Here is a 19678-nt window from a genome sequence, read left to right as displayed (position 1 = left end):
CCGGCGTGGCGCGGGCGAGGCGCGGCGGCGTGCCCGCGCGCGGTTGCGCCCGGCCGCCGCAGCGGCAGGGCTCTCCCGCACGCCTTGAGTGCTTGCCGTCGTCCTAAGCGGCGAGACCGGCCTGAATGGCCCGGTCAACCGCTTCCGGCGCCAGAACGTGCTCGATCACCATGATCGCCGCACCGATCGCGCCCGCGCGGTCGCCCAGGCGCGACGGCACGATCCGCAGATCGCCCGTGGCGAGCGGCAGTGAGCGCTGGAAGATCACCTCGCGCACGCCCGCCAGCAGCTGCTGGTGGGCCTCGGAGATGTCGCCGCCGATGACGATGGCGCCCGGGTTGAAGAAGTTCACGCAGCCCGCGAGGACCTCGCCGAGGTAGCGGCCCGCGTCGCGGACGGCCTGGATCGCCTGGGGCTCGCCGGCGCGCACCAACGCGACGACCTCGCGCGAGGACTCGGCGTGCAGGCCGACGGCGGAGAGGTTCGCGGCCAGGGCGCGCCCGCCCGCGACCGCCTCGAGGCAGCCGATGTTGCCGCAGCGGCACACGACGTCGTCATGGCCGGCCAGGCGCACGTGGCCGATGTCGCCGGCCGCGCCCTGGGCGCCGCGATGGATCCGGCGGCCGGCCACTATGCCGCAGCCGATACCGGTGCCGATCTTCACGTAGAGCAGGTGCTCGATGTCGCGCCAGTGGGTCCAGTGCTCGCCCAGCGCCATGATGTTGACGTCGTTGTCGACGAGCACCGGGGCGTCGTAGTGCTTGGAGAACCAGTCGGGGACCGAGAACCCGTCCCAGCCCGGCATGATCGGCGGGGCGACCGGCTCGCCGCGCGAGAACGCGACCGGACCGGGGACACCGACGCCGATGCCACGCACGTCCGCGGCAGCGCGCGAGATCTCGCCCAGCAGCAGCTCGAAGCGCTGGTGGACGTAGTCGAGCACGGCCTCGGGGCCGTCGGCGATGTCCATGTCGAACGTCGTCTCGGCCAGCGGCGCGCCGGCCAGGTCGGACACGACGAGGCGCGAATGGGTCGCTCCGAGATCCGCCACGAGGACCACGCCCGCGCCTTGGTTGAACGCCAGGACGGTCGGGGGACGCCCACCGGTGGAAGCCGACCCACCGGCTTCGTAGACCAGCTGATGCGCCAGCAGCGCGTCCAGGCGCTGGGCGACGGTCGAACGTGCCAGCCCTGTGCGCCGGACCAGGTCCGCGCGTGTGACGGCCTCGCCGTTGCGGATCAATCGGAGCAGCGAACCCGCGCCGGTCATCTTGCTCCAATCGTCATACGGTCCGCCATCGACGGAAGTAAAGCAGAGGTAGCGGCGGGTTTGGATCGCATAATGGCCGAAAGTTACGCGGGTGATCCGACAAACTGGCCAGCTTTACACGCGTTGCGAAGAAACACGTTCTAACCCCGAAGGCCTAGACGGTCTGCTGGCGACGGCGCGCGCCACCGCTCATGTAGGCCTGGATCGCGCGGTCGACCGTCTCCGGCGCGAGCACGTGCTCGATCACCATGATCGCCGCGCCGATCACGCCCGCCCGGTCACCCAGCTGCGAGCAGCCGAGCCGCAGGTCCCGCGTCGCCATCGGCAGCGAGCGGCCGAAGGAGACCTCGCGCACGCCGGCCAGCAGCTGCTGGTGCGCCTCGGCGAGGTCGCCGCCGAGCACGATCGCGCCCGGGTTGAAGAAGTTGATGCACTCGGCGAGCACCTCGCCGAGGCAGCGGCCGGCCTCGCGGACGGCCTGGATCGCCAGCGGCTCGCCCGCTTTGACGAACCTGACCACGTCGCGCGAGCTGCGCGCCGGAAGGCCCGCGTCGGCCAGCTTGGCCGCCAGCGCCCGCCCGCCCGCGACCGCTTCGAGGCAGCCGACGTTGCCACAGCGGCACACGATGTCGTCATGTCCCGCCAGCCGGACGTGGCCGATGTCCCCCGCCGCGCCCTGCGCGCCGCGGTGGATCCGGCGTCCCGACACGATCCCGCAGCCGATCCCGGTCCCGATCTTCACGTAGAGCAGGTGCTCGGTCTCACGCCAGTGCGACCAATGCTCGCCCAGCGCCATGATGTTGACGTCGTTGTCGACGAGCACCGGCGCGTCGTAGTGGCGCGAGAACCAGCCCGGGATCGAGAAACCGTCCCATCCCGGCATCATCGGCGGCGCCACCGGCTCTCCCCGCGAGAACGCGACCGGCGCGGGCACGCCGATGCCGATCCCGCGGACGTCGTCAGGATCGCGCCCGATCTCCTCGAGCAGCGCGGTGAAGCGCTCGTGCACCCACCCGAGAACTTCCTCCGGGGCGCGCGCGACGTCCGTGTCGTACGCGCGCTCGCTCAGAGGGGCCCCCGCAAGGTCAGAGACCGCGAGTCGTGAATGGGTCGCGCCGAGGTCGGCGACGAGCACCACGCCCGCGGACCGGTTGAAAGCGAGTACGGTGGGCGGGCGCCCGCCGGTGGAGGCCGAGCCCCCGGCCTCGTAGACCAGCTGGTGCGCGAGGAGCGCCTCCACGCGTTGGGCCACCGTCGAGCGGGCCAGGCCGGTGCGCCGAGCCAGGTCCGCGCGCGTCACCGCTTCGCCATCCCGAATCAAGCTGAGCACGCGCCCGGCCCCCGTCGGTGACGTGGGGTCGTGGCTCTCTCCCGCGGTGAGCATGAGAGAAGTTAACCAGACTTCTCGGTCGGAGTCGACTGAAGTCCCTCTGATGACACGTGTAATGCATGGTCGCCTCGGGTCAATACTGCGGGGCTTTTGCTTGACACTCGGATAAAGCCGAACTAGGTTGGTTCACATGTCTCGACGTCTACGCGTTGCCATTGCTGGGACCGGGTTCATCGGTGCCGTCCATGCGCGGTCCGCCCGGCTCGCAGGTGCGCGCCTTGTCGGGGTCGCCGCATCCACTGCCGACCGCGCCGAGCGCGCGGCCGCGGCCCTCGGGGCCGAGCTCGCCTTCGACACCGCCGAACGGCTGGTCGAAGCGCCCGACATCGATGTCGTGCACATCTGCACGCCGAATCACCTGCACGTCCCGCTCGCCGAGGCGGCCCTCGCCGCCGGCAAGCACGTCGTGTGCGAGAAGCCGATCGCCCTCGACGGCGCCGGCGCTCAGGCGCTCAGCGACGCCGCCGACGCCAGCGGCCGGATCGCGAGCGTCCCGTTCGTCTACCGCTACTACCCGACGGTGCGTGAGGCGCGCGAACGCGTGCGCACGGGCGTGAGCGGGCCGATCCGCCTGCTCCACGGCAGCTACCTGCAGGACTGGCTGCTGCGCCCCGAGGACGACAATTGGCGCGTCGACGCGCAGTACGGCGGCGCCTCGCGCGCCTTCGCCGACATCGGCAGCCACTGGTGCGACCTCGCCGAGTTCGTCTCCGGCCACCGGATCACGAAGGTCTCAGCGCGCACTGTGACCGCCCTTCCTGAACGGCTCAGCAGCGAGGCCCACGCCGCGTTCGCCGCCGCCGACGGCCACGGCGCGCCGAAGGTCGTCGACACCGAGGACGCGGCGCTGATCCAGTTCGAGACCGATCAGGGCGCGCTCGGCACCGCGGTGATCTCGCAGATCTCCGCGGGCCGCAAGAACCGCCTGCTGCTCGAGCTCGACGGCGCCGAGGAGGCGCTGGAGTTCAACCAGGAGGAGCCGGAGACGCTGTGGATCGGGCGCCGCGAGGCGGTGGCGCTGCTCAAGCGCGACCCCGAGCACCTGACCGCGGCCGCCGCCCGCTACAACCACCTACCGCCCGGCCACCCGCAGGGCTACGGCGACTGCTTCGACGCCTTCGTCGCCGAGACCTATGCCGCGGTCGCGGCGGGGACGGCGCCGGAGGGCATGCCGGCCTTCAAGGACGGGCTGCGCGCCGCCCGCATCACCGACGCCGTGCTGACCTCGGCGAGCGAGGCCCGCTGGGTCGATCTCACGGACGAGGTGCGGGCGTAAAGCCGTCCGCGTCGGCGCGCAGGCGTTCGAGCACGGCCGTGATCGAGTCGAGGTCTGCCGCTTCCAGCGGCGCCGTCCCGAACTTCAGCCCGTTGAGCACCGGGGTCGCCGTCGCGGCGACCTCGCGGCCGCGCTCGGTGATCGCCGCCAGCGTCGTCCGGCGGTCGCGCTCGTGCGGCTCGCGCGTGACGTAGCCGGAGCGCTCGAGCCCGTCGATGATGTTGGTCACCGACGTGCGGTGCACCTGCAGCCGGTCGCCCATCTTGCCCAGCGGGAGCGCCCCGGCCCGCGAGTAATACAGCAGCATCAGCGCCTCGTAGCGCGGAAACGTCAAGTCGAACGCCTTCAGCTCCTCGTTCAGACGCGCGAGCAGGATCTGCTGGACGCGCATGATCGAGGTGACGGCGCTCATCGACGGGACCGGCTCGTCGCCCCAGTGGGCGCTCCAGTTCCGCCGCGCCTCGGCAACGGGGTCGAAGTCAGGCAAGGCCGGACAGACTAGTGGCCGCTCCCGAGAGCACGGTCGATTCTGGCGGGCCCCGCTCGTTCCTGCCGGGCCCCGGCCGGCGCCCACGTACCACCGGTATGCACGCGCCGACCGCGTCCCGGCAGGGACGACCGGTGATCTGGCCGGCGATCGACCGTGCTCGCGGTCGCGTCCACCAGTTACTAGCGCGCGTGACGCTGAACGGCGCGATCCACGTTCTCGGGCGCGAGCACGTGCTCGATCACCATCACCGCCGCCCCGATCACGCCCGCGCGGGCGCCGAGACGGGCCGCCCCCATCCGCAGGTCGCGTGTCGCCATCGGCAGCGAGCGCGCGATCGCGGTCTCGCGCACGCCCGCCAGCAGCTGCTGCGGCGCGTCGGCCAGCGCGCCGCCGACCACGATCGCGCCGGGGTTGTAGAAGTTGATGCACTCGGCCAGGACCTCGCCCACCGCGCGCCCGGCGCCGCGGATCGCCTGCAGCGCGACCGCCTCCCCTGCGCGCGCGTGCGCGATCACGTCGCGCACCGAGCGGGCCGGCAGCCCCGCCGCCGTCAGGTTCGCCGCGAGCGCGTCGCCGCCCGCGACCGCCTCCAGGCAGCCGGTGTTCCCGCACGGGCAGAGCACGTCGTCGTGGCCGGCGAGCCGGATGTGGCCGATGTCGCCCGCCGCCCCGTGCGCGCCGCGGTGGACGCCGTGCCCGGACACGATCCCGCACTCGATCGTCGTGCCGACGTTGACGAACACGATGTGGTCGACGTCACGCCAGTGCTCGAAGTGCTCGCCCAGGGCCATCACGTTGACGTGGCTGTCGACGAGCACGGGCAGGTCCGAGTGGGTGGCGAACCAGCGCGGGATCTCCAAGCCCTCCCAGCCCGGCATCATCCGCGCGTCGACGGGAGCGCCGCGGCCGATCGCCACCGGCGCCCGCACAGCAACACCGATACCCCGCGCACGCGAGGGCGCGATACCACCGCGCTCCAAAAGTAAACCCAACTCGGTGTGGATCTCGCTCAACACCGCGGCGGGCTCCAACGTGGGATCCAGCGTCAGCGAGTGCTCCGCCAGCGGGGTTGCACCGAGGTCGCAGACGGCAACCCGGCTCCGAGATGCGTCCAGATCCGCCACGAGGACGACTCCGGCACTACGATTGAAGGTGAGGGTTGCAGGAGGACGTCCGCCCGTGGAAGCGACGCCGATGGCTTCCTGCAATAGGTCTAGAGCCAGCAGCGACTGGACGCGTTCGGCCAGCGTGGAACGCGAAAGTCCGCTCTGCTCAGCCAATTCTGTGCGTGTGGTGGCTCGGCCGTCGCGGATGAGCTTCAGCACGCCGCCGGCGCCGGTCGTGCCTTCGAGCATGTCCACGAGTTAACCAGACTTCGTGCTCACTTCCGACCGAAGTGCAACATTGAGTTCGTATTTAGTCGGGCGACCCGCCAGAATTCAACAACCTTTTGCTTGACATCCGGGCTAAGGGAGCCTAGGGTCCGCGTTCATGTCTGGAGGAGAGGTTCGCGTCGCCATTGCGGGGACGGGGTTCATCGGTGCTGTCCACGCTCGGTCCGCGCGTCTCGCGGGTGCACGCCTTGTTGGCGTCGCCGCATCCTCGCCCGAGAGGGGTTTACTCGCCGCTGCGGCGCTCGGGGCCGAGCGCTCGTTCGATACGGCGGAGGAGCTCGTCGAGGCTCCTGACGTCGACGTCGTGCACATCTGCACGCCCAACCATCTGCACCTGCCGCTCGCCGAGGCCGCGCTGGCCGCCGGCAAGCACGTGATCTGCGAGAAGCCGCTGGCGGTCGACGACCGCGGGGCGGAGGAGATGGTCGATGCGGCGACGGCCTCGGGCCTCGCCACCGCGGTGCCGTTCGTGTACCGCTACTACCCCACGGTGCGGGAGGCGCGCGAGCGCATCCGCACGGGCGTCAGCGGCCCGGTCCGCCTGATCCACGGCGGTTACCTCCAGGACTGGCTGCTGCGCCCCACCGACGACAACTGGCGCGTCGACGAGCAGCTCGGCGGCGCGTCGCGGGCCTTCGCCGACATCGGATCGCACTGGTGCGACCTGGCGGAGTTCGTGACCGGTCACCGGATCACGCGCGTGAGCGCCCGCCTCTTTACGTCTGTCCCCGAGCGCGTGACGGAGGACGCAGTGATCCTGCAGTTCGAGACCGACCGCGGCGCGGTCGGCAGTGCCGTCATCTCCCAGATCTCCGCGGGCCGCAAGAACATGCTCGCGCTCGAGATCGACGGTGCCAACGAGGCCTTGGCCTTCAATCAGGAGGGGCCGGAGGAGCTGTGGGTCGGCCGGCGCGAGAACGCGACCGTCATCAAGCGCGACCCGGGTGCCCTGTCCGCCCCGGCGGCGCGCATGACGACGCTTCCCGCCGGCCACCCACAGGGCTACCACGACTGCTTCGACGCCTTCGTCGCCGACGCCTACGCGGCGGCGCAGACGGGTGACGCGCCGGAGGGCATGCCGACGTTCCGCGACGGGTTGCGCGCCGCGCGCATCACCGCCGCAGTGCTGTCCTCCGCCCGCACCGAGACCTGGGTGGACGTGCCGGACGCGGCCGCCCTGACGGCGGGGTCGGTCGATGTCTGATCAGCAGCTCCTGCGCATGCAGGGGATCAAGAAGTCGTTCGTCGGCGTGCAGGTCCTGCACGGCGTCGACCTCGACCTGCGCGCGGGCGAGGTGCACGCGATCGTGGGCGAGAACGGCGCCGGCAAGTCGACGATGATGAAGATCCTCTCGGGCGTCTACACGCCGGACGAGGGCTCGATCACGATCGACGGCGCCGAGCAGCACTTCTCGCACCCGGCGCAGGCCCAGGCCGCCGGCGTCGGCATCGTCTACCAGGAGTTCAACCTCCTGCCCGAGCGCAACGTCGCCGAGAACGTCTTCGTCGGCCGTGAGCCGACGAAGGGCGGGTTCGTCGACCGCAAGCGCATGGAGCGCGAGACCGCCGCGCTCCTGGAGGAGGTCGGCGAGAGCAGCTTCAGCCCGCGCACGCCCGTGCGCTGGCTGTCGGTCGCGCAGCAGCAGGTCGTCGAGATCATCAAGGCGCGCTCGCTCAATGCGCGCATCCTCGTGCTCGACGAGCCGACCGCGGCGCTGGCCGACAACGAGGTCGAGCTGCTGTTCACGCTGATCCGCCGCCTGCAGGAGCTGGGCGTCGGCATCCTCTACATCTCGCACCGCCTGCGCGAGGTCTTCCAGCTCTCCGATCGCATCACGGTCATCAAGGACGGCGGCGTCGTCAAGACGCTTGCCACCTCCGACTGCGACCAGCGCACGCTCGTGTCGCTGATGGTCGGTCGCGAGCTCGACGGCTACTTCCCGCCGCGCGGTGTCAAGGAGGACGTCGGCGAGGTGCGCGTGAAGGTCTCGGGCCTCACGACACCGCTGCTGCGCGATGTCAATCTCGAGGTGCGGGCGGGCGAGATCGTCGGCCTCGCGGGCCTGCAGGGCTCCGGGCGCACCGAGATCGCGCGCGCGATCTTCGGCGCCGACCCCGTGAGCTCGGGCACGATCGAGATCAACGGCAAGGCGTCGCGGTTCCGCCACCCGCGCCAGGCCGTCAAGGCCGGCGTCGGGTTCATCACCGAGGACCGCAAGGCCGAGGGCCTCGCGCTCGGCCAGTCGATCGCCGACAACATGATGCTCGCGGTCCGGACCGTGCTGCCCGCGCGCAAGCGCCGCAACACGCCGGGGCTGATGACCGTCAAGGAGCTGGCCGAGGTCACCGAGCTGCGCGCCACCGGCCCCGACCAGGAGGTCCGCTTCCTCTCGGGCGGCAACCAGCAGAAGGTCGTGCTGTCCAAGTGGCTGGAGTGCCAGCCGAAGATCCTGATCTTCGACGAGCCGACGCGTGGCATCGACGTCGGCGCCAAGGCCGGCATCCACGACCTGATCCGCAAGCTCGCGAAGGATGGTGTCGCCGTACTGATGATCTCCTCCGAGCTCCCGGAGCTGATCGGGATGAGCGACCGGATCCTCGTGATGCACGAGGGCGAGCTGGCGGGCGAGCTGCCCGCGGGCGCTTCCGAGCCGCAGATCATGGAATACGCCACCGGCTCGCATGAGGAGGCAGCGGCATGACCGTGGTGGACCCGCCGGAGCAGTCCACGGGCTCGCGCCCCACGCCGCGCTCGGAGCGCATCGCCGCGTGGCGTATCGGTGTGCTCTCCTCGCCGGCCGCGCCGGTCTATGGCGCGCTGATCGGCATCTTCGTCATCGGCTGGATCGTGGTCACGATCCACGGCGGCGACTTCCTGACCACCGGCAACATCGTGAACATGCTGCAGCGCTCCGTCGCGCTCGGCATCGTGGCCGTCGGCCAGACCGTGGTGATCCTGCTCGGCTCGCTCGACCTGTCGGTCGCGCAGCTGATCTCGCTGTCATCGCTACTGACATCGCAGACGATGGACGGCCAGCAGTCCAACGTGCTGCCGGCGATCCTGCTCGTGCTCGGACTCGGCGTCGTGGTCGGCCTGGCCAACGGCCTGATCATCACCAAGCTGCGCGTCAACGCGTTCATCGCGACGCTCGGCATGGCGCTGATCCTCGACGGCATCATCCAGAACAAGTGGGACGGCCCCGCCGGCGGTGTGCCGGTCGGGTTCTCGCAGGACCTCGGGTACACGCGCTTCGGCCTGATCCCGATGTCGTTCTTCCTGCTGCTGGCGGTCGCGATCGTCGTCTTCGTCATGCTGCGCAGCACGCGCTTCGGCTACCGCATCTACGCGGTCGGCGGCTCGGAGGATGTGTCCAAGCTCTCCGGCCTGCGCACGCACCGCACGATCATCGCGGCGCACGTCGTGTGCTCGCTGACCGCGGTGATCACCGGCATCTTCCTCGCCGCGCGCCTGCGGGCGGGCACGCCCACCGTGGGCACCGACGGCGGCTACGACCTCGAGTCGATCGCCGCGGTGGTCCTCGGCGGCACCGCCCTGACCGGCGGCCGCGGCGGCGTGGTGGGCACGATGGGCGGCGTCGCGATCCTCGCGGTGCTCGACAACGTGTTCAACCAGCTCGAGTTCAACGCGTTCCTCAAGGACGTCGTCCGAGGGATCATCATCATCGCCGCGGTCGCGGTCTACGCCCGGCGGACGGAGAAGAAGGCATGAGCCTGATGGCAGGCCACCGCGGCCCCAAGCGCGGGTTTCAGGCGTCCCATTGTGGGGAGGGCATCCGATGAGCACCGAGAACGCCACCGCCTCGGGGTTCGGCGCGGACGCGGGCGACCGCGGGCGCCGGATCCTGAAGTCGCTGACGAGCACCGGCACGATCTTCGTGCTGCTGCTGATCCTCTGGGTCTGGATCACGATCCTGAACCCGACGTTCGCCGAGCCCGGGCCGTTCCTGGCCTACCTGAAGCGCTCGGCCCCGCTCGTGATCCTGGCCGCCGGCTCGTACTTCGTGCTCATCAGCGGCAACTTCGACCTCTCGGTCGGCTCGCTGGTGACAGTGATCGTGGTCGTCGCCGCGAAGCTGATCGACGGCGAAAGCGACCGGACCTGGCCCGTGATCGTGCTGCTCCTGCTGATCGGGGTCACGGTCGGCTTGGTCAACGGCTTCATCTCGACGATCCTGCGCGTGCCGTCGTTCATCACGACGCTCGGCATGCTGCTGATCCTCAACGGAGCCGTGTTCCTATGGACAGGCGGCGCGCCAACGGGCGCGCTGGCCGACAACTTCCGCTCGATCGGTCGTCAGGGGATCGATGGGATCCCCTGGATCGAGCAGCTCCCGTGGTCGGTGATCATCCTGGTCGTCATCGGCGGCGCATCCGTGGTCTTGATGCGCTCCGACTTCGGCCGGCAGCTGATCGCCACGGGCGACAATGAACGAGCCGCCCGCTTGTCGGGCGTGCGCGTGGACCGCGTGCGGATCATGGCCTTCGTGCTCTCGGGCACCCTGGCCGCCGTCGCGGGCATTCTGCTCGCAGGCTTCGGCGGGGTCTCGGCCCAGGTCGGCAAGGGCCTCGAGTTCGACGCGATCACCGCCTGCGTGCTGGGCGGGGTCGTGCTCGGTGGCGGCCGTGGATCGGTCGTGGCCGCGATGGCCGGCGCCCTCACCCTCGAGGCGCTGTTCACGTGGCTCAACCTGCAGGGCATCTCCGGTGCGCTCGAGGACACAGTCCAGGGCGTGATCATCATCGCCGCCGTCGCGTTCGCGTCGTACCGGCTTCGCGGCGCGCGGTGACGGAGATGCACAACAACAGAGGAGGAAACGGATGACCTGGAGGAGACTGGCGGGGCCCTTCGCCCTGCTGGCTTGCTGTGCCACCGTCGCCGCGTGCGGCACGACGGACGACACTTCGAGCGGTGACAAGGGGACCGACACCGCGTCGACGCCCGCCGCTACGGAGACCCCGGCGAAGTCGAACACCGGCGAGAACAACGCGGAGTTCTTCAATCAGGCGGACATGGACAAGCAGCTCGCGCAGCGGTCCGTGACGCCGGAGGGCGACGCGTCCACGCCGTGGCTGCAGATGATCGAGCCGGAGATGGTCGATACGGCGGACTTCAAGTCCAAGAAGAGCACGGGCTGGAACGTCTGCTTCTCGAACGCCGCGTCGGACAACCCGTGGCGCCAGAACGGTCTCAAGACGATGAAGGCCGCTGCGGACAACGACAAGGACATCGCGAAGTTCACGGTCGTCGACGCCGAGGCGAAGGACGACAAGCAGATCTCTGACATCGAGTCGCTCACCTCGGGCGGCAAGTGCGATGCGATCATCATCGCCCCGAACACCACCAAGACGCTGACCCCGGCCGTCGAGGCCGCGTGCAAGACCGACGTTCCGGTCATCGTCTTCGACCGCGGTGTCACCACCGACTGCCCGGTCACGTTCATCCACCCGATCGGCGGCTACGCCTTCGGTGCTGACGCGGCCGAGTTCCTGAAGGAGAAGGTCAAGCCGGGTGGCAAGATCCTCGCCCTGCGCATCCTGCCGGGCGTGGACGTGCTCGAGACCCGGTGGTCCGGCGCCAAGAAGATCTTCGACGAGGCCGGCCTGAACGTCGTCGGCGTCGAGTTCACCGACGGTGACCCGGCCAAGACGAAGTCGATCGTGTCCGACTACATCCAGAAGGAAGGCTCCCTCGACGGCGTCTGGATGGACGCCGGTGCGACCTCCGTCGCCGCCATCGAGGCGTTCGAGGACTCCGGCCAGGACGTCCCGCCGATCACCGGCGAGGACCAGAACGACTTCCTGACCAAGTGGAAGGACGAGGGCCTGACCGCCGTCGCTCCGACGTACTCGAACTTCCAGTGGCGCACGGCCGTCGTGGCCGCGACCAAGATCCTGAAGGGCGAGGAGGTCCCGAAGGAGTGGGTGCTGCCGCAGCCGAAGATCACGGCCGACAACCTCGACCAGTACGTCAAGCCGAACATGCCGCCGCTGTACTACGCGCTGTGCGGCTGCGAGGACCTGCCGGGCTTCCCGCAGAAGTGGGGCGGCAAGTAGGTCTATGAACAAGCTCGGCGCCAACACGTGGATCTGGGTCTCCCCGCTCACTGATGAGCGGCTGACCCAGCTCGCGCCGCGGGTGCGCGATATGGGGTTCGACGTCGTCGAGCTCCCGATCGAGCAGCTAGGGGACTGGAGTCCTGAACACGCCGCTGAGGTACTGACCGAGCACGGGCTCGGTGCCTCGATCGCGGTGGCGATGGCTCCGGGGCGTGAGTTGTGTGGCGCCGACGCTGAGACAGTTGCGACGACCCAGGCATTCCTGCGGGAATGCCTGGACGTCGCGGCGACGGTGGGGGCGGGCGCGATCGCGGGCCCGATCTACACCTCCACCGGCAGGACCTGGCGGATCTCGCCGGATGAGCGCGTTTCGCTGTACGCGGAGCTGCGCGAGAACCTCAAGCCGGTCGCCGACCACGCGGGTCAGGTGGGCGTGAAGATCGGCATCGAGCCGCTGGTCAGATATGAGACGAGCCTGATCAACACGGTCGAGCAGGCCCTGGAGGCCATCGACCCGCTGCCCGACTCGGTCGGGCTGCTGCTGGACACCTACCACGCGAACGTGGAGGAGAAGGACTTCGCCGGCTCCTTCCGGGCCGGCGGGTCGCGGATCGTGCACGTGCACGCCTCGGCCAACGACCGCGGCGCGCCCGGTTCGGACCACATCGACTGGCCCGGATTCCGCGACGCCATCCGCGATACGGGCTACGCAGGCCCGATCGTGATCGAGTCGTTCACGGCCGAGAACGAGACGATCGCCACCGCCGCTTCGGTCTGGCGCCCGCTCGAGGCCTCCCAGGACGCCATTGCGGTGGACGGGTTGGTGTTTCTGCGCGAATTGTTCGCCTGACGCGCGCTTCTTCTGTCGTGTGTCGAACCGAAGTACCTTGACATCGGTTTAGCGCACCCATAGCTTTCTCACCTTCGACTAACCGTTCGTCCATGAGGGGGAGAGGGATGGGAAGACGTCGTCTCTGGCACGGCGCGCTTGCGTGCGCCGTGTTGGGAGCGCTGGCACTGCCGGCGGCAGCGCAGGCCCAGGGGCAGGGCAAGCGCGTGATGCTCTACACGGGCACGACCGGGTTCCGTCACACCGACGGCATCAACAACGGTCGCCCGGTCATCCAGCAGAAGCTGGAGGCGCTCGGCTACACCGTCGACTGGGAGGACTGCAACCTCCTCGGCGGAGGCACGGGCACGTGCGACAACGCGGACAAGAACCCGCGCATCTTCACGGACGCGAACCTCGCCCGGTACGACGCGGTCGTGATGCTCAACATGTCGTGGAAGTTCGCGGGCGGCAACCTGCCGGGCCCGCTGCTCCAGGACCCGCAGAAGAACGCGATCATCAAGTACGTCCAGAACGGTGGTGGCATCGCCGCCATCCACAACGCGACCGACGCCGGCGCGGGTCAGTCGATCTGGGACTGGTGGGACGGCGGCAACAACTCGCTCGTCGGCACGACGATGCCCGGCCACGCGGCGACCAACGCCACGGGCAACGCGGCGACGGTCCAGGTGTCGGACCCGAACCACCTCTCGACCAAGGACCTCCCGGACACGTGGACGTTCATGGACGAGCACTACAACTACCTGCGCAACGTGCGCGGTGATCATCACGTGCTCGCGACGTTCGACGAGCGCACGTACAACCCGGGCGTCAACGCCCGCGGCCAGGATCACCCGATCACGTACTGCAAGCTCTACGACGGCGTCAACATCGACGACGGCACGCCCACGCGCCGCACGTACCGCGACGGCCGCTCCTGGGTCACCGGCATGGGCCACTTCGGCGTCCGCTACACCGAGAACGGCGGCGACACGAACCTCGTGAAGATGATCGTCGGCGGCGTGCGCTGGGTGGCCGGCGAGGGCAAGAAGACCGACTGCTCCGGCACGGTGTGGTCGAGCTTCCACCGCACGGTCCTGGTGCCCGATGCCAATCAGCCGATCGGCATCGACGTGGCGCCCGACGGCAAGGTCTACTGGTCCGAGATGGGTCAGGCCGGCGTCGTGGCCAACCAGTACAACTCGCAGGGCTACATCATGATGCACGACCAGAAGGGTCCCGCCGGCAACAAGACGATCGTCGGCACGATCCTCACGCGTGCGGATCACGGCAACTCCGAGGACGGCGTGCTGGGCATGTCCCTGCAGCCGGGCTTCGACTTGAGCGACCCGAACAAGCGCAACGTCTTCGTGTACCACTCGCCGCGGCCCGGCCCGAATGACAGCTGGCCGATCGTGGCCACGCCCGCCGCGCAGACGGTCGGCTACAACCAGGTCAGCCGCTTCACGCTCAACGCCGCGGGCACCGCGGTCGTCGACGGCTCCGAGCGCGTGATCCTGCGCGTTCCCAAGGCGAAGATCGGCGGCTCGCCGTCCGGCTTCCCGGGCGGTCCGACGGACTCCGGCCCGGGCCACGTGGGTGGCGCCGGCCTGGACTTCGACTCCGCCGGCAACATGTACCTCGGCGTCGGTGACGACGTCTCGCCGAACGCCTCCGGCCACAGCGGGTACGCGCCGATGGACTACCGCTCCGCCGAGCGCTGGGACGCCCGCAAGACCGCGGCCAACACCGCGGACCTGCGCGGCAAGGTCCTGCGCATTACGCCCAAGCAGGGCGACATCGCCGCGGGTGCGTCCCCGGGCGTCGGCACCACGTATGACATCCCGTCGGGCAACCTGTTCCCGGTCGGGACCGCGAACACGCGGCCGGAGATCTACAACATGGGCTTCCGGCAGCCGTTCACGGTGCACACCGATCCCAAGAACCCGGGCATCATCGGCGTGGGCGAGTACTGCCACGACGCGTCCGCGGATCGCGCCGACCGCTCGCCCGCAGGTACCTGCGAGTGGAACCTGATCAACAAGGCCGGCAACTTCGGCTGGCCGTTCTGCGTCGGCGATCAGTCCCCGACGAACACGATGACCCGCTGGAACTACGCGGGCAACACGTCGACCGGGCAGAAGTACGACTGCTCGACCGACACGATCCCGTCCGACATCAACTACGCGCCGGACGGCCAGACGCCGGTCGCCCCGACGTTCCAGGGCCTGGCCCAGATCCCCAAGCCGATCCCGGCCACGATCTGGAAGAAGTACCCGGGCACCACCACCGCGCCGAACCCGGGCCAGCAGAGCGAGGCCGACTTCGGAAACCTCACCGAGGGCGGCATGCAGCCGGTCTCCGGCCCGATCTACCGCTACGACGGCTCCAAGCTCGGCACCGGCGGCTTCCCGGCCTACTACGACGGCGCCTGGCTGATCAACAACCGCGGCTCGAACACCGGCTTCTGGAAGGAAGTCCGCCTGCGCCGCGACAACAACACGATGCTGCGGATGCAGGACTGGCTGCCCTACAACCACGCGGGTAGCGCCACGGCCCAGCAGAACAGCCTCGTGATCGGCACGCAGTTCGGCTCCGACGGCGCGCTCTACATGAGCCGCTACCCGGTCACCTGCTGCCGCAACAACGTCACGGCCACCTCGACGGCGCAGATCGTGAAGATCACGTTCGACGTCTACGAGGAGACCGCGGCCCCGACGACCACCGTGACGCTCGACCCCGCGACGCCGGGTGTCGGCCGCACGTACTCCGGCCCGGTCACCGTGAAGTTCACGTCGACCGACGCCGGCGCCGCCGACCCGTCGCTGCCGATGGCCGGCGTCGACTACACGGAGTACCGCGTGATCCTCAACGGCGTCCCGGGCGCGTGGCAGAAGAACAGCAACGCCGGTCTCTCGAACCCGTTCCTGTCCAACTCGGTCACGGTGACCGACCAGGGCAACTACGCGATCGAGTACCGCGGCGTCGACCGCGGCGGCAACGCCGAGGAGACCAAGACGGCGACGTTCACGATCATGAACCCGACCGTCGTCGACTCCGCGGTCCAGGCGACCGTCCCGAGCTTCCTCGGGCTCGCCGTCGCCCCGACCACGCTCGGCCCGTTCATCCCGGGCCTGGCGCAGACGTACACGGGCACCGCCGCGGCGACCGTGACCTCCTCCTGGGCCAACGCCCAGCTGCAGGTCTACGATCCCGACACGACCAACAACGGCCGGCTCGTGAACGGCACGTCCGTGATCCCGCGCAACCTGCAGGTCATGCAGGCCAGCGGCACCCTCGCCAACATCTCGAACTCGGGCACCCCGCGGACGGTGGCCACCTGGGCGACCCCGGTCGCCAGCACCACCGCGAACATCCAGTTCAGCCAGGCGATCCAGGCCACCGACGTCCTCGTCTCAGGCCAGTACGCGCGGACGCTCCGGTTCGTCCTCACCACGACGACTCCGTAGCCACCACGCGATAGCAGTGCCTTGGAGGGCCCGCGCGAGCGGGCCCTCCGTCGTTCTGGCGAGGCGTGGCGCGCCGCGGGGCGGCGGGTCGAGCCGACACTCGCGGCGGGCGGCGCGTCACGGCGCGGCGCCGTGCGCGGGCGGCGCGTCACGCGGCACCGCTCCACGCCGCGGCGCGGCGCCGCACCTCGCGCGGCACCGCCATGCGACGCCGCTCCACGCCGCGGCGCGGCGCCGAACCGCGCGCGGCACCGCCATGCGACGCGGCTCCACGCCGCGCCGCGCCGCGTCAGCGGATCGTGATGCGGGTGCGCTTCGAGGCCTTCGCGGCGTTGCCCGCGAGGTCGGAGGCGCTGACCTTGACGCGGTAGGTGCCCGCGCGCAGGCCGGTGACGGTGAACGAGGAGCTGCCCTTGGGGACCTCGACTGTGCGGCGCTTGACGAGCTTGCCGCGGGTGAGCTCGACCGCGACCTTGCCCGCCTCGGACAACCGGACGCGGACCTTGGCGCTCTTGCGGGCGCGGGTCACGGTGACGCGGTCGAGCGTCGGTGCGACGGTGTCGCGGACCTCGAGCACGGTCGGCCCGGGGAAGTCGTTGACGAAGGGCTGCTCGCTCAGCGGCGGCGGCGGGGGAGGCGGCGGGGCGGTGCCCGTCGCGTCGGTCACCGTGATCGTGCCGCGCATCGGCGTCGCGTGGAGCTGGCAGAAGAACTCGTACGTGCCCGGCGTCGTGAACGTGTAGGTCGCGGGCGGGCCGGCGACCGCCGGGGCGTTCACCAGGTCCCAGCCGGCGGCGGACTTGACGTTGTGGGCGATCGTGGTGCCGGCGAAGGACCAGGTGACGGTCTCGCCCGCCTTGATCGTCAGGGCGTTGGGCGTCCAGCGGTTGTCGCTGCCGTCCGGCAGGGTGCCGTCGGTGGCCTGGACTGTGGCATCGGCGAACGCGGCGCTGGGAAGCGCCAGGACCGCGACGAGGGTGAGGCCGGCAAGACGCATCACACGACCTCCATCTGCAGCATCATCGCCTTGTCGGCGTGCTCGAGCGCGTGGCAGTGGAACACGTACTTGCCGCTGTAGGGCGCGAACCACGCGAGCACCGTCACGGTCTCGTTTGGCAACACGCCCACGGTGTCCTTCCAGCCGGACTTGTCGGCGACCTCGACCGGCGCGCTCGAGCGCTCCAGCACCCGGAACTGGAACCCGTGCAGGTGCATCGGGTGCACGCGCGGGGACTTGTTCACGAACGTCCAGATCTCCGTGGAGCCGCGGCGGGGGCGGACGTCGATCCGGTTGGGATCGAAGCCGAGACCGTTGATCTGCCACGCGGCGGTGCCGAGGGCGAGGTTCCACGTGCGGCGGGCGTTCGCGACCGGCAGGCGCTCCGGCTCGCGCATCCGCGACGGCACCGTGAAGTCCTCGCTCGTCCGCCCGCCCTCGACGTCGAAGCGCATGATCGGTGCCGTCCCGCCGAGCCCGTCGGCGTTGCTGAGCACGAGCTGCTCGCCGGGGCCGTACGCCGAGAAGTCGAGCACGAGATCGATGCGCTCGGCCGGGTGGAACGGGATCTTCGTCCGCGTCACCGGCTTGGACAGCAGCCCGCCGTCACCGGCGACCTGCAGCATCGGGCGCCCGTTGCCGAGCTTGAGCGAGTAGGAGCGGGCGTTGGACGCGTTGAGGAAGCGCAGCCGGTACTTGCGCCGCTGCACCTTCATCCGCGGGGAGACCGCGCCGTTGACCAGGATCGTGTCACCGCGGAAGCCGAGGTCGACGTTCTCCTCGTAGCGGAACGACCCGTCCTTGTTGAAGGCGTGGTCGGCGATCACGATCGGCACGTCGTACTCGCCCTGCGGAAGGCCGAGCTGGGTCTCGAGGTCGTCCTCGAGCACGTACATCGCGAGCAGGCCGTAGTAGAGCGTGTGCGCGGTGCGGCCGTGCGCGTGGTCGTGGTACCACATCGACGCCGCGTCCTGCTGGTTCGGGTAGTGGTAGTCGAACGTCCCGCCGGCCGAGATGACATCCATCGGATGCCCGTCGTGGGCGGCGGGGACGTACCCGCCGTGCAGGTGCACGTTGGTCTCGAACGGCAGCGTGTTCTTCTGCCGCACGACGGCCTCGCGGCCCTTGCGCGCCCGGATCGTGGGCCCGGGGTAGATCCCCTCGTAGCCGTAGATCGGGGTCTGGAACCCGGGCAGGATCTCGGCCATGCCCTCGCGGATCGCGATCTCGTAAGTATCCCGCGCGCGCGAGGACGTCGTCGGCAGCAGGTCCGGGATCCGTGGCAGGTCGCGCTGGAAGGGCTCGAACGGCGAGCGCGCCTGGGACCGCAGCGCGGCCGATGTCACCTCGGCCTTGCCACGCAGCCTGCCCGGCGCGGCGACCGTGCACAGCAGCGCGAGCGAGCCGAAGCCGTTGACCATGAAGTCGCGCCGCGACCAGGCGTCGGCGGGTGCGCGGAACGGGCTCACTTCGCGACCTTCAGGATCTTGACCCCGCGTGGGCCCTTGTTGCCCATCGCGTCGGTGGGCGAGAGCGTGACGGTGTAAGTGCCCTTGCGCAGCGCGCGGGTGCGCAGGACGAACGTGCGCGTCCCGGCGGGCGCCTGGACGACGGCCGACGTCGTGGACGACTTCGCACCCTTGCGCACGAAATCGATCGTGACCGTGGCCGGCTCGGACAGCCAGAAGCGCAGCTGGGCGCCGGTTGCGACCTTCTTCACGCTCGCACGCTGCAGGCGCGGCGCCTCGGAGTCCTTCGCCGAGGTGTGCCCGGGAGCTGGCGTCGAGGTGTGATCGTCCGGCGTGGCGGTCGGGCTCGCCGACGCGGTCGCCGTCGGGGTCGCCGTCGCGGAGAACGTCGGCGTGGCCGTCGCGGTCGCGGTGGCCGTCGGCGTGGCGGTCTCGACCGGGTCGCCCTCGACCGTGATCGTGCCGTGCATCGCGGTGGCGTGCAGCTGGCAGACGTACTTGTAGACGCCGGGCTTGCCGAAGGTGTAGGTGTCGACGCCCTCGCCCGGGTTGTGGTAGAGCACGGGCTTGAACTTGTTCCAGTCCGCGTCCGGCGGGTTGGACGCGTCCTTGTCGGCGGCGGCGATGTTGTGCAGGTTCGTGCCGGTCCGGAAGTCCCAGGTGACGGTGTCACCCGTCTCGATCGTGATGTCGACAGGCCCGCCCGCCCCGCACGGCGCGCCGCCCGGAGTCGTGGTGAAGCAGTTGCCGCCGTTGTCGGACGCGAAGATCGTCGTGTCCTGCGCAGCACCCGCGACGCTCGCGGCGGCGATCCCTGCCGCGACGACGAGCGTTGAAGTCGCCGCGAGGATGCCGCGGCGACGCTTACGAAAACCGGTGTTCATCCTCTCCTCTTAGGCCGATCGTCGGCGAAGTTACCACACATAGTTGACCAAAGTCCACGTCTATATGTCCAGAAGGTCGTTGTCATCGTGCGATCAAGGTGCTAGCTTCCGGTCGCTGTGAGGACGAGGTG

Annotated in this window: 15 protein-coding genes; 8 read left to right on the top strand and 7 right to left on the bottom strand. The window is 69.9% G+C overall.

Annotated elements, in window-relative coordinates; all coding sequences use genetic code 11:
- Positions 1-103 precede the first annotated feature (103 nt).
- Both G569_RS0111545 and G569_RS47535 read right to left on the bottom strand, forming a co-directional pair.
- Positions 104-1270, bottom strand: coding sequence for an ROK family transcriptional regulator (locus G569_RS0111545; RefSeq protein ID WP_028063530.1), 1167 nt, complete (start codon positions 1268-1270; stop codon positions 104-106).
- A 154-nt stretch (positions 1271-1424) separates the two neighbouring features.
- Positions 1425-2654, bottom strand: a complete 1230-nt coding sequence (locus G569_RS47535) for an ROK family transcriptional regulator (RefSeq protein WP_053226200.1) — start codon at positions 2652-2654, stop codon at positions 1425-1427.
- A gap of 136 nt (positions 2655-2790) precedes the next feature.
- On the opposite strand from G569_RS47535, the gene G569_RS47530 reads away from it, so the two are divergent.
- Positions 2791-3936, top strand: coding sequence for a Gfo/Idh/MocA family protein (locus G569_RS47530; RefSeq protein ID WP_084284716.1), 1146 nt, complete (start codon positions 2791-2793; stop codon positions 3934-3936).
- Here the strand turns inward: G569_RS47530 and G569_RS0111530 are convergent.
- Both G569_RS0111530 and G569_RS65915 read right to left on the bottom strand, forming a co-directional pair.
- Positions 3914-4423 carry a MarR family winged helix-turn-helix transcriptional regulator gene (locus tag G569_RS0111530; protein ID WP_028063529.1) on the bottom strand — a complete coding sequence of 170 codons (510 nt, stop codon included), beginning with the start codon at positions 4421-4423 and terminating at the stop codon, positions 3914-3916. The genes G569_RS47530 and G569_RS0111530 overlap by 23 nt on opposite strands.
- 182 nt (positions 4424-4605) lie before the next feature.
- Entirely contained in the window at positions 4606-5781 is a 1176-nt protein-coding gene (locus G569_RS65915; protein ID WP_037496122.1) for an ROK family transcriptional regulator, read from the bottom strand.
- 136 nt (positions 5782-5917) lie between these two features.
- Here G569_RS65915 and G569_RS47525 point away from each other — a divergent pair, with 136 nt between their 5' ends.
- From G569_RS47525 to G569_RS0111490, 7 genes are all read left to right on the top strand, one after another.
- The gene (locus tag G569_RS47525; protein WP_084284712.1) at positions 5918-7024 is read left to right on the top strand and encodes a Gfo/Idh/MocA family protein; all 1107 of its coding nucleotides are present in this window, start codon (positions 5918-5920) and stop codon (positions 7022-7024) included.
- The gene (locus tag G569_RS0111515) at positions 7017-8522 is read left to right on the top strand and encodes a sugar ABC transporter ATP-binding protein (protein WP_028063527.1); all 1506 of its coding nucleotides are present in this window, start codon (positions 7017-7019) and stop codon (positions 8520-8522) included. Before G569_RS47525 ends, G569_RS0111515 begins: the two co-directional genes overlap by 8 nt.
- Complete coding sequence (locus G569_RS0111510) at positions 8519-9550, top strand: ABC transporter permease (protein ID WP_084284710.1); 1032 nt, start codon at positions 8519-8521, stop codon at positions 9548-9550. The genes G569_RS0111515 and G569_RS0111510 overlap by 4 nt, the downstream gene beginning before the upstream one ends.
- 67 nt (positions 9551-9617) lie before the next feature.
- Complete coding sequence (locus G569_RS0111505; RefSeq protein ID WP_084284709.1) at positions 9618-10628, top strand: ABC transporter permease; 1011 nt, start codon at positions 9618-9620, stop codon at positions 10626-10628.
- Positions 10629-10659: 31 nt separating this feature from the next.
- Positions 10660-11895, top strand: coding sequence for an ABC transporter substrate-binding protein (locus tag G569_RS0111500; RefSeq protein WP_028063524.1), 1236 nt, complete (start codon positions 10660-10662; stop codon positions 11893-11895).
- A gap of 4 nt (positions 11896-11899) precedes the next feature.
- Positions 11900-12748, top strand: coding sequence for a sugar phosphate isomerase/epimerase family protein (locus G569_RS0111495; protein WP_028063523.1), 849 nt, complete (start codon positions 11900-11902; stop codon positions 12746-12748).
- A gap of 107 nt (positions 12749-12855) precedes the next feature.
- Positions 12856-16197 (top strand): ThuA domain-containing protein, encoded by a 3342-nt coding sequence (locus G569_RS0111490; protein WP_169542122.1) that lies wholly within the window; start codon positions 12856-12858, stop codon positions 16195-16197.
- Between the two features lie 289 nt (positions 16198-16486).
- Here G569_RS0111490 and G569_RS57760 read toward each other — a convergent pair whose 3' ends face one another.
- From G569_RS57760 to G569_RS0111475, 3 genes are read right to left on the bottom strand one after another with little or no spacing between them, the layout of a single operon-like run.
- On the bottom strand, positions 16487-17194 hold the full coding sequence (locus tag G569_RS57760) for a cupredoxin domain-containing protein (protein WP_053226199.1): 708 nt from the start codon (positions 17192-17194) through the stop codon (positions 16487-16489).
- The gene (locus tag G569_RS0111480) at positions 17194-18663 is read right to left on the bottom strand and encodes a multicopper oxidase family protein (RefSeq protein WP_028063521.1); all 1470 of its coding nucleotides are present in this window, start codon (positions 18661-18663) and stop codon (positions 17194-17196) included. The genes G569_RS57760 and G569_RS0111480 overlap by 1 nt, the downstream gene beginning before the upstream one ends.
- Entirely contained in the window at positions 18660-19547 is an 888-nt protein-coding gene (locus G569_RS0111475) for a cupredoxin domain-containing protein (RefSeq protein WP_028063520.1), read from the bottom strand. The genes G569_RS0111480 and G569_RS0111475 overlap by 4 nt, the downstream gene beginning before the upstream one ends.
- Positions 19548-19678 lie beyond the last annotated feature (131 nt).

Source organism: Solirubrobacter soli DSM 22325, from assembly GCF_000423665.1.
GTDB classification, from domain to species: Bacteria; Actinomycetota; Thermoleophilia; order Solirubrobacterales; family Solirubrobacteraceae; genus Solirubrobacter; species Solirubrobacter soli.
The sequence above is the reverse complement of the archived record's forward strand: the minus strand, read 5'-3'. Positions and strand labels throughout refer to the sequence as shown.

What these genes read in the sequence shown, in the direction of transcription:
- G569_RS0111495 (WP_028063523.1), top strand. Translation starts at nt 11,900, where the DNA reads ATGAACAAGCTCGGCGCCAACACGTGGATCTGGGTCTCCCCGCTCACT.
- G569_RS65915 (WP_037496122.1), bottom strand. Translation starts at nt 5,781, where the DNA reads ATGCTCGAAGGCACGACCGGCGCCGGCGGCGTGCTGAAGCTCATCCGC.
- G569_RS0111475 (WP_028063520.1), bottom strand. Translation starts at nt 19,547, where the DNA reads ATGAACACCGGTTTTCGTAAGCGTCGCCGCGGCATCCTCGCGGCGACT.
- G569_RS47535 (WP_053226200.1), bottom strand. Translation starts at nt 2,654, where the DNA reads ATGCTCACCGCGGGAGAGAGCCACGACCCCACGTCACCGACGGGGGCC.
- G569_RS47525 (WP_084284712.1), top strand. Translation starts at nt 5,918, where the DNA reads ATGTCTGGAGGAGAGGTTCGCGTCGCCATTGCGGGGACGGGGTTCATC.
- G569_RS0111515 (WP_028063527.1), top strand. Translation starts at nt 7,017, where the DNA reads ATGTCTGATCAGCAGCTCCTGCGCATGCAGGGGATCAAGAAGTCGTTC.
- G569_RS0111505 (WP_084284709.1), top strand. Translation starts at nt 9,618, where the DNA reads ATGAGCACCGAGAACGCCACCGCCTCGGGGTTCGGCGCGGACGCGGGC.
- G569_RS0111510 (WP_084284710.1), top strand. Translation starts at nt 8,519, where the DNA reads ATGACCGTGGTGGACCCGCCGGAGCAGTCCACGGGCTCGCGCCCCACG.
- G569_RS0111545 (WP_028063530.1), bottom strand. Translation starts at nt 1,270, where the DNA reads ATGACCGGCGCGGGTTCGCTGCTCCGATTGATCCGCAACGGCGAGGCC.
- G569_RS57760 (WP_053226199.1), bottom strand. Translation starts at nt 17,194, where the DNA reads ATGCGTCTTGCCGGCCTCACCCTCGTCGCGGTCCTGGCGCTTCCCAGC.
- G569_RS0111490 (WP_169542122.1), top strand. Translation starts at nt 12,856, where the DNA reads ATGGGAAGACGTCGTCTCTGGCACGGCGCGCTTGCGTGCGCCGTGTTG.
- G569_RS0111500 (WP_028063524.1), top strand. Translation starts at nt 10,660, where the DNA reads ATGACCTGGAGGAGACTGGCGGGGCCCTTCGCCCTGCTGGCTTGCTGT.
- G569_RS47530 (WP_084284716.1), top strand. Translation starts at nt 2,791, where the DNA reads ATGTCTCGACGTCTACGCGTTGCCATTGCTGGGACCGGGTTCATCGGT.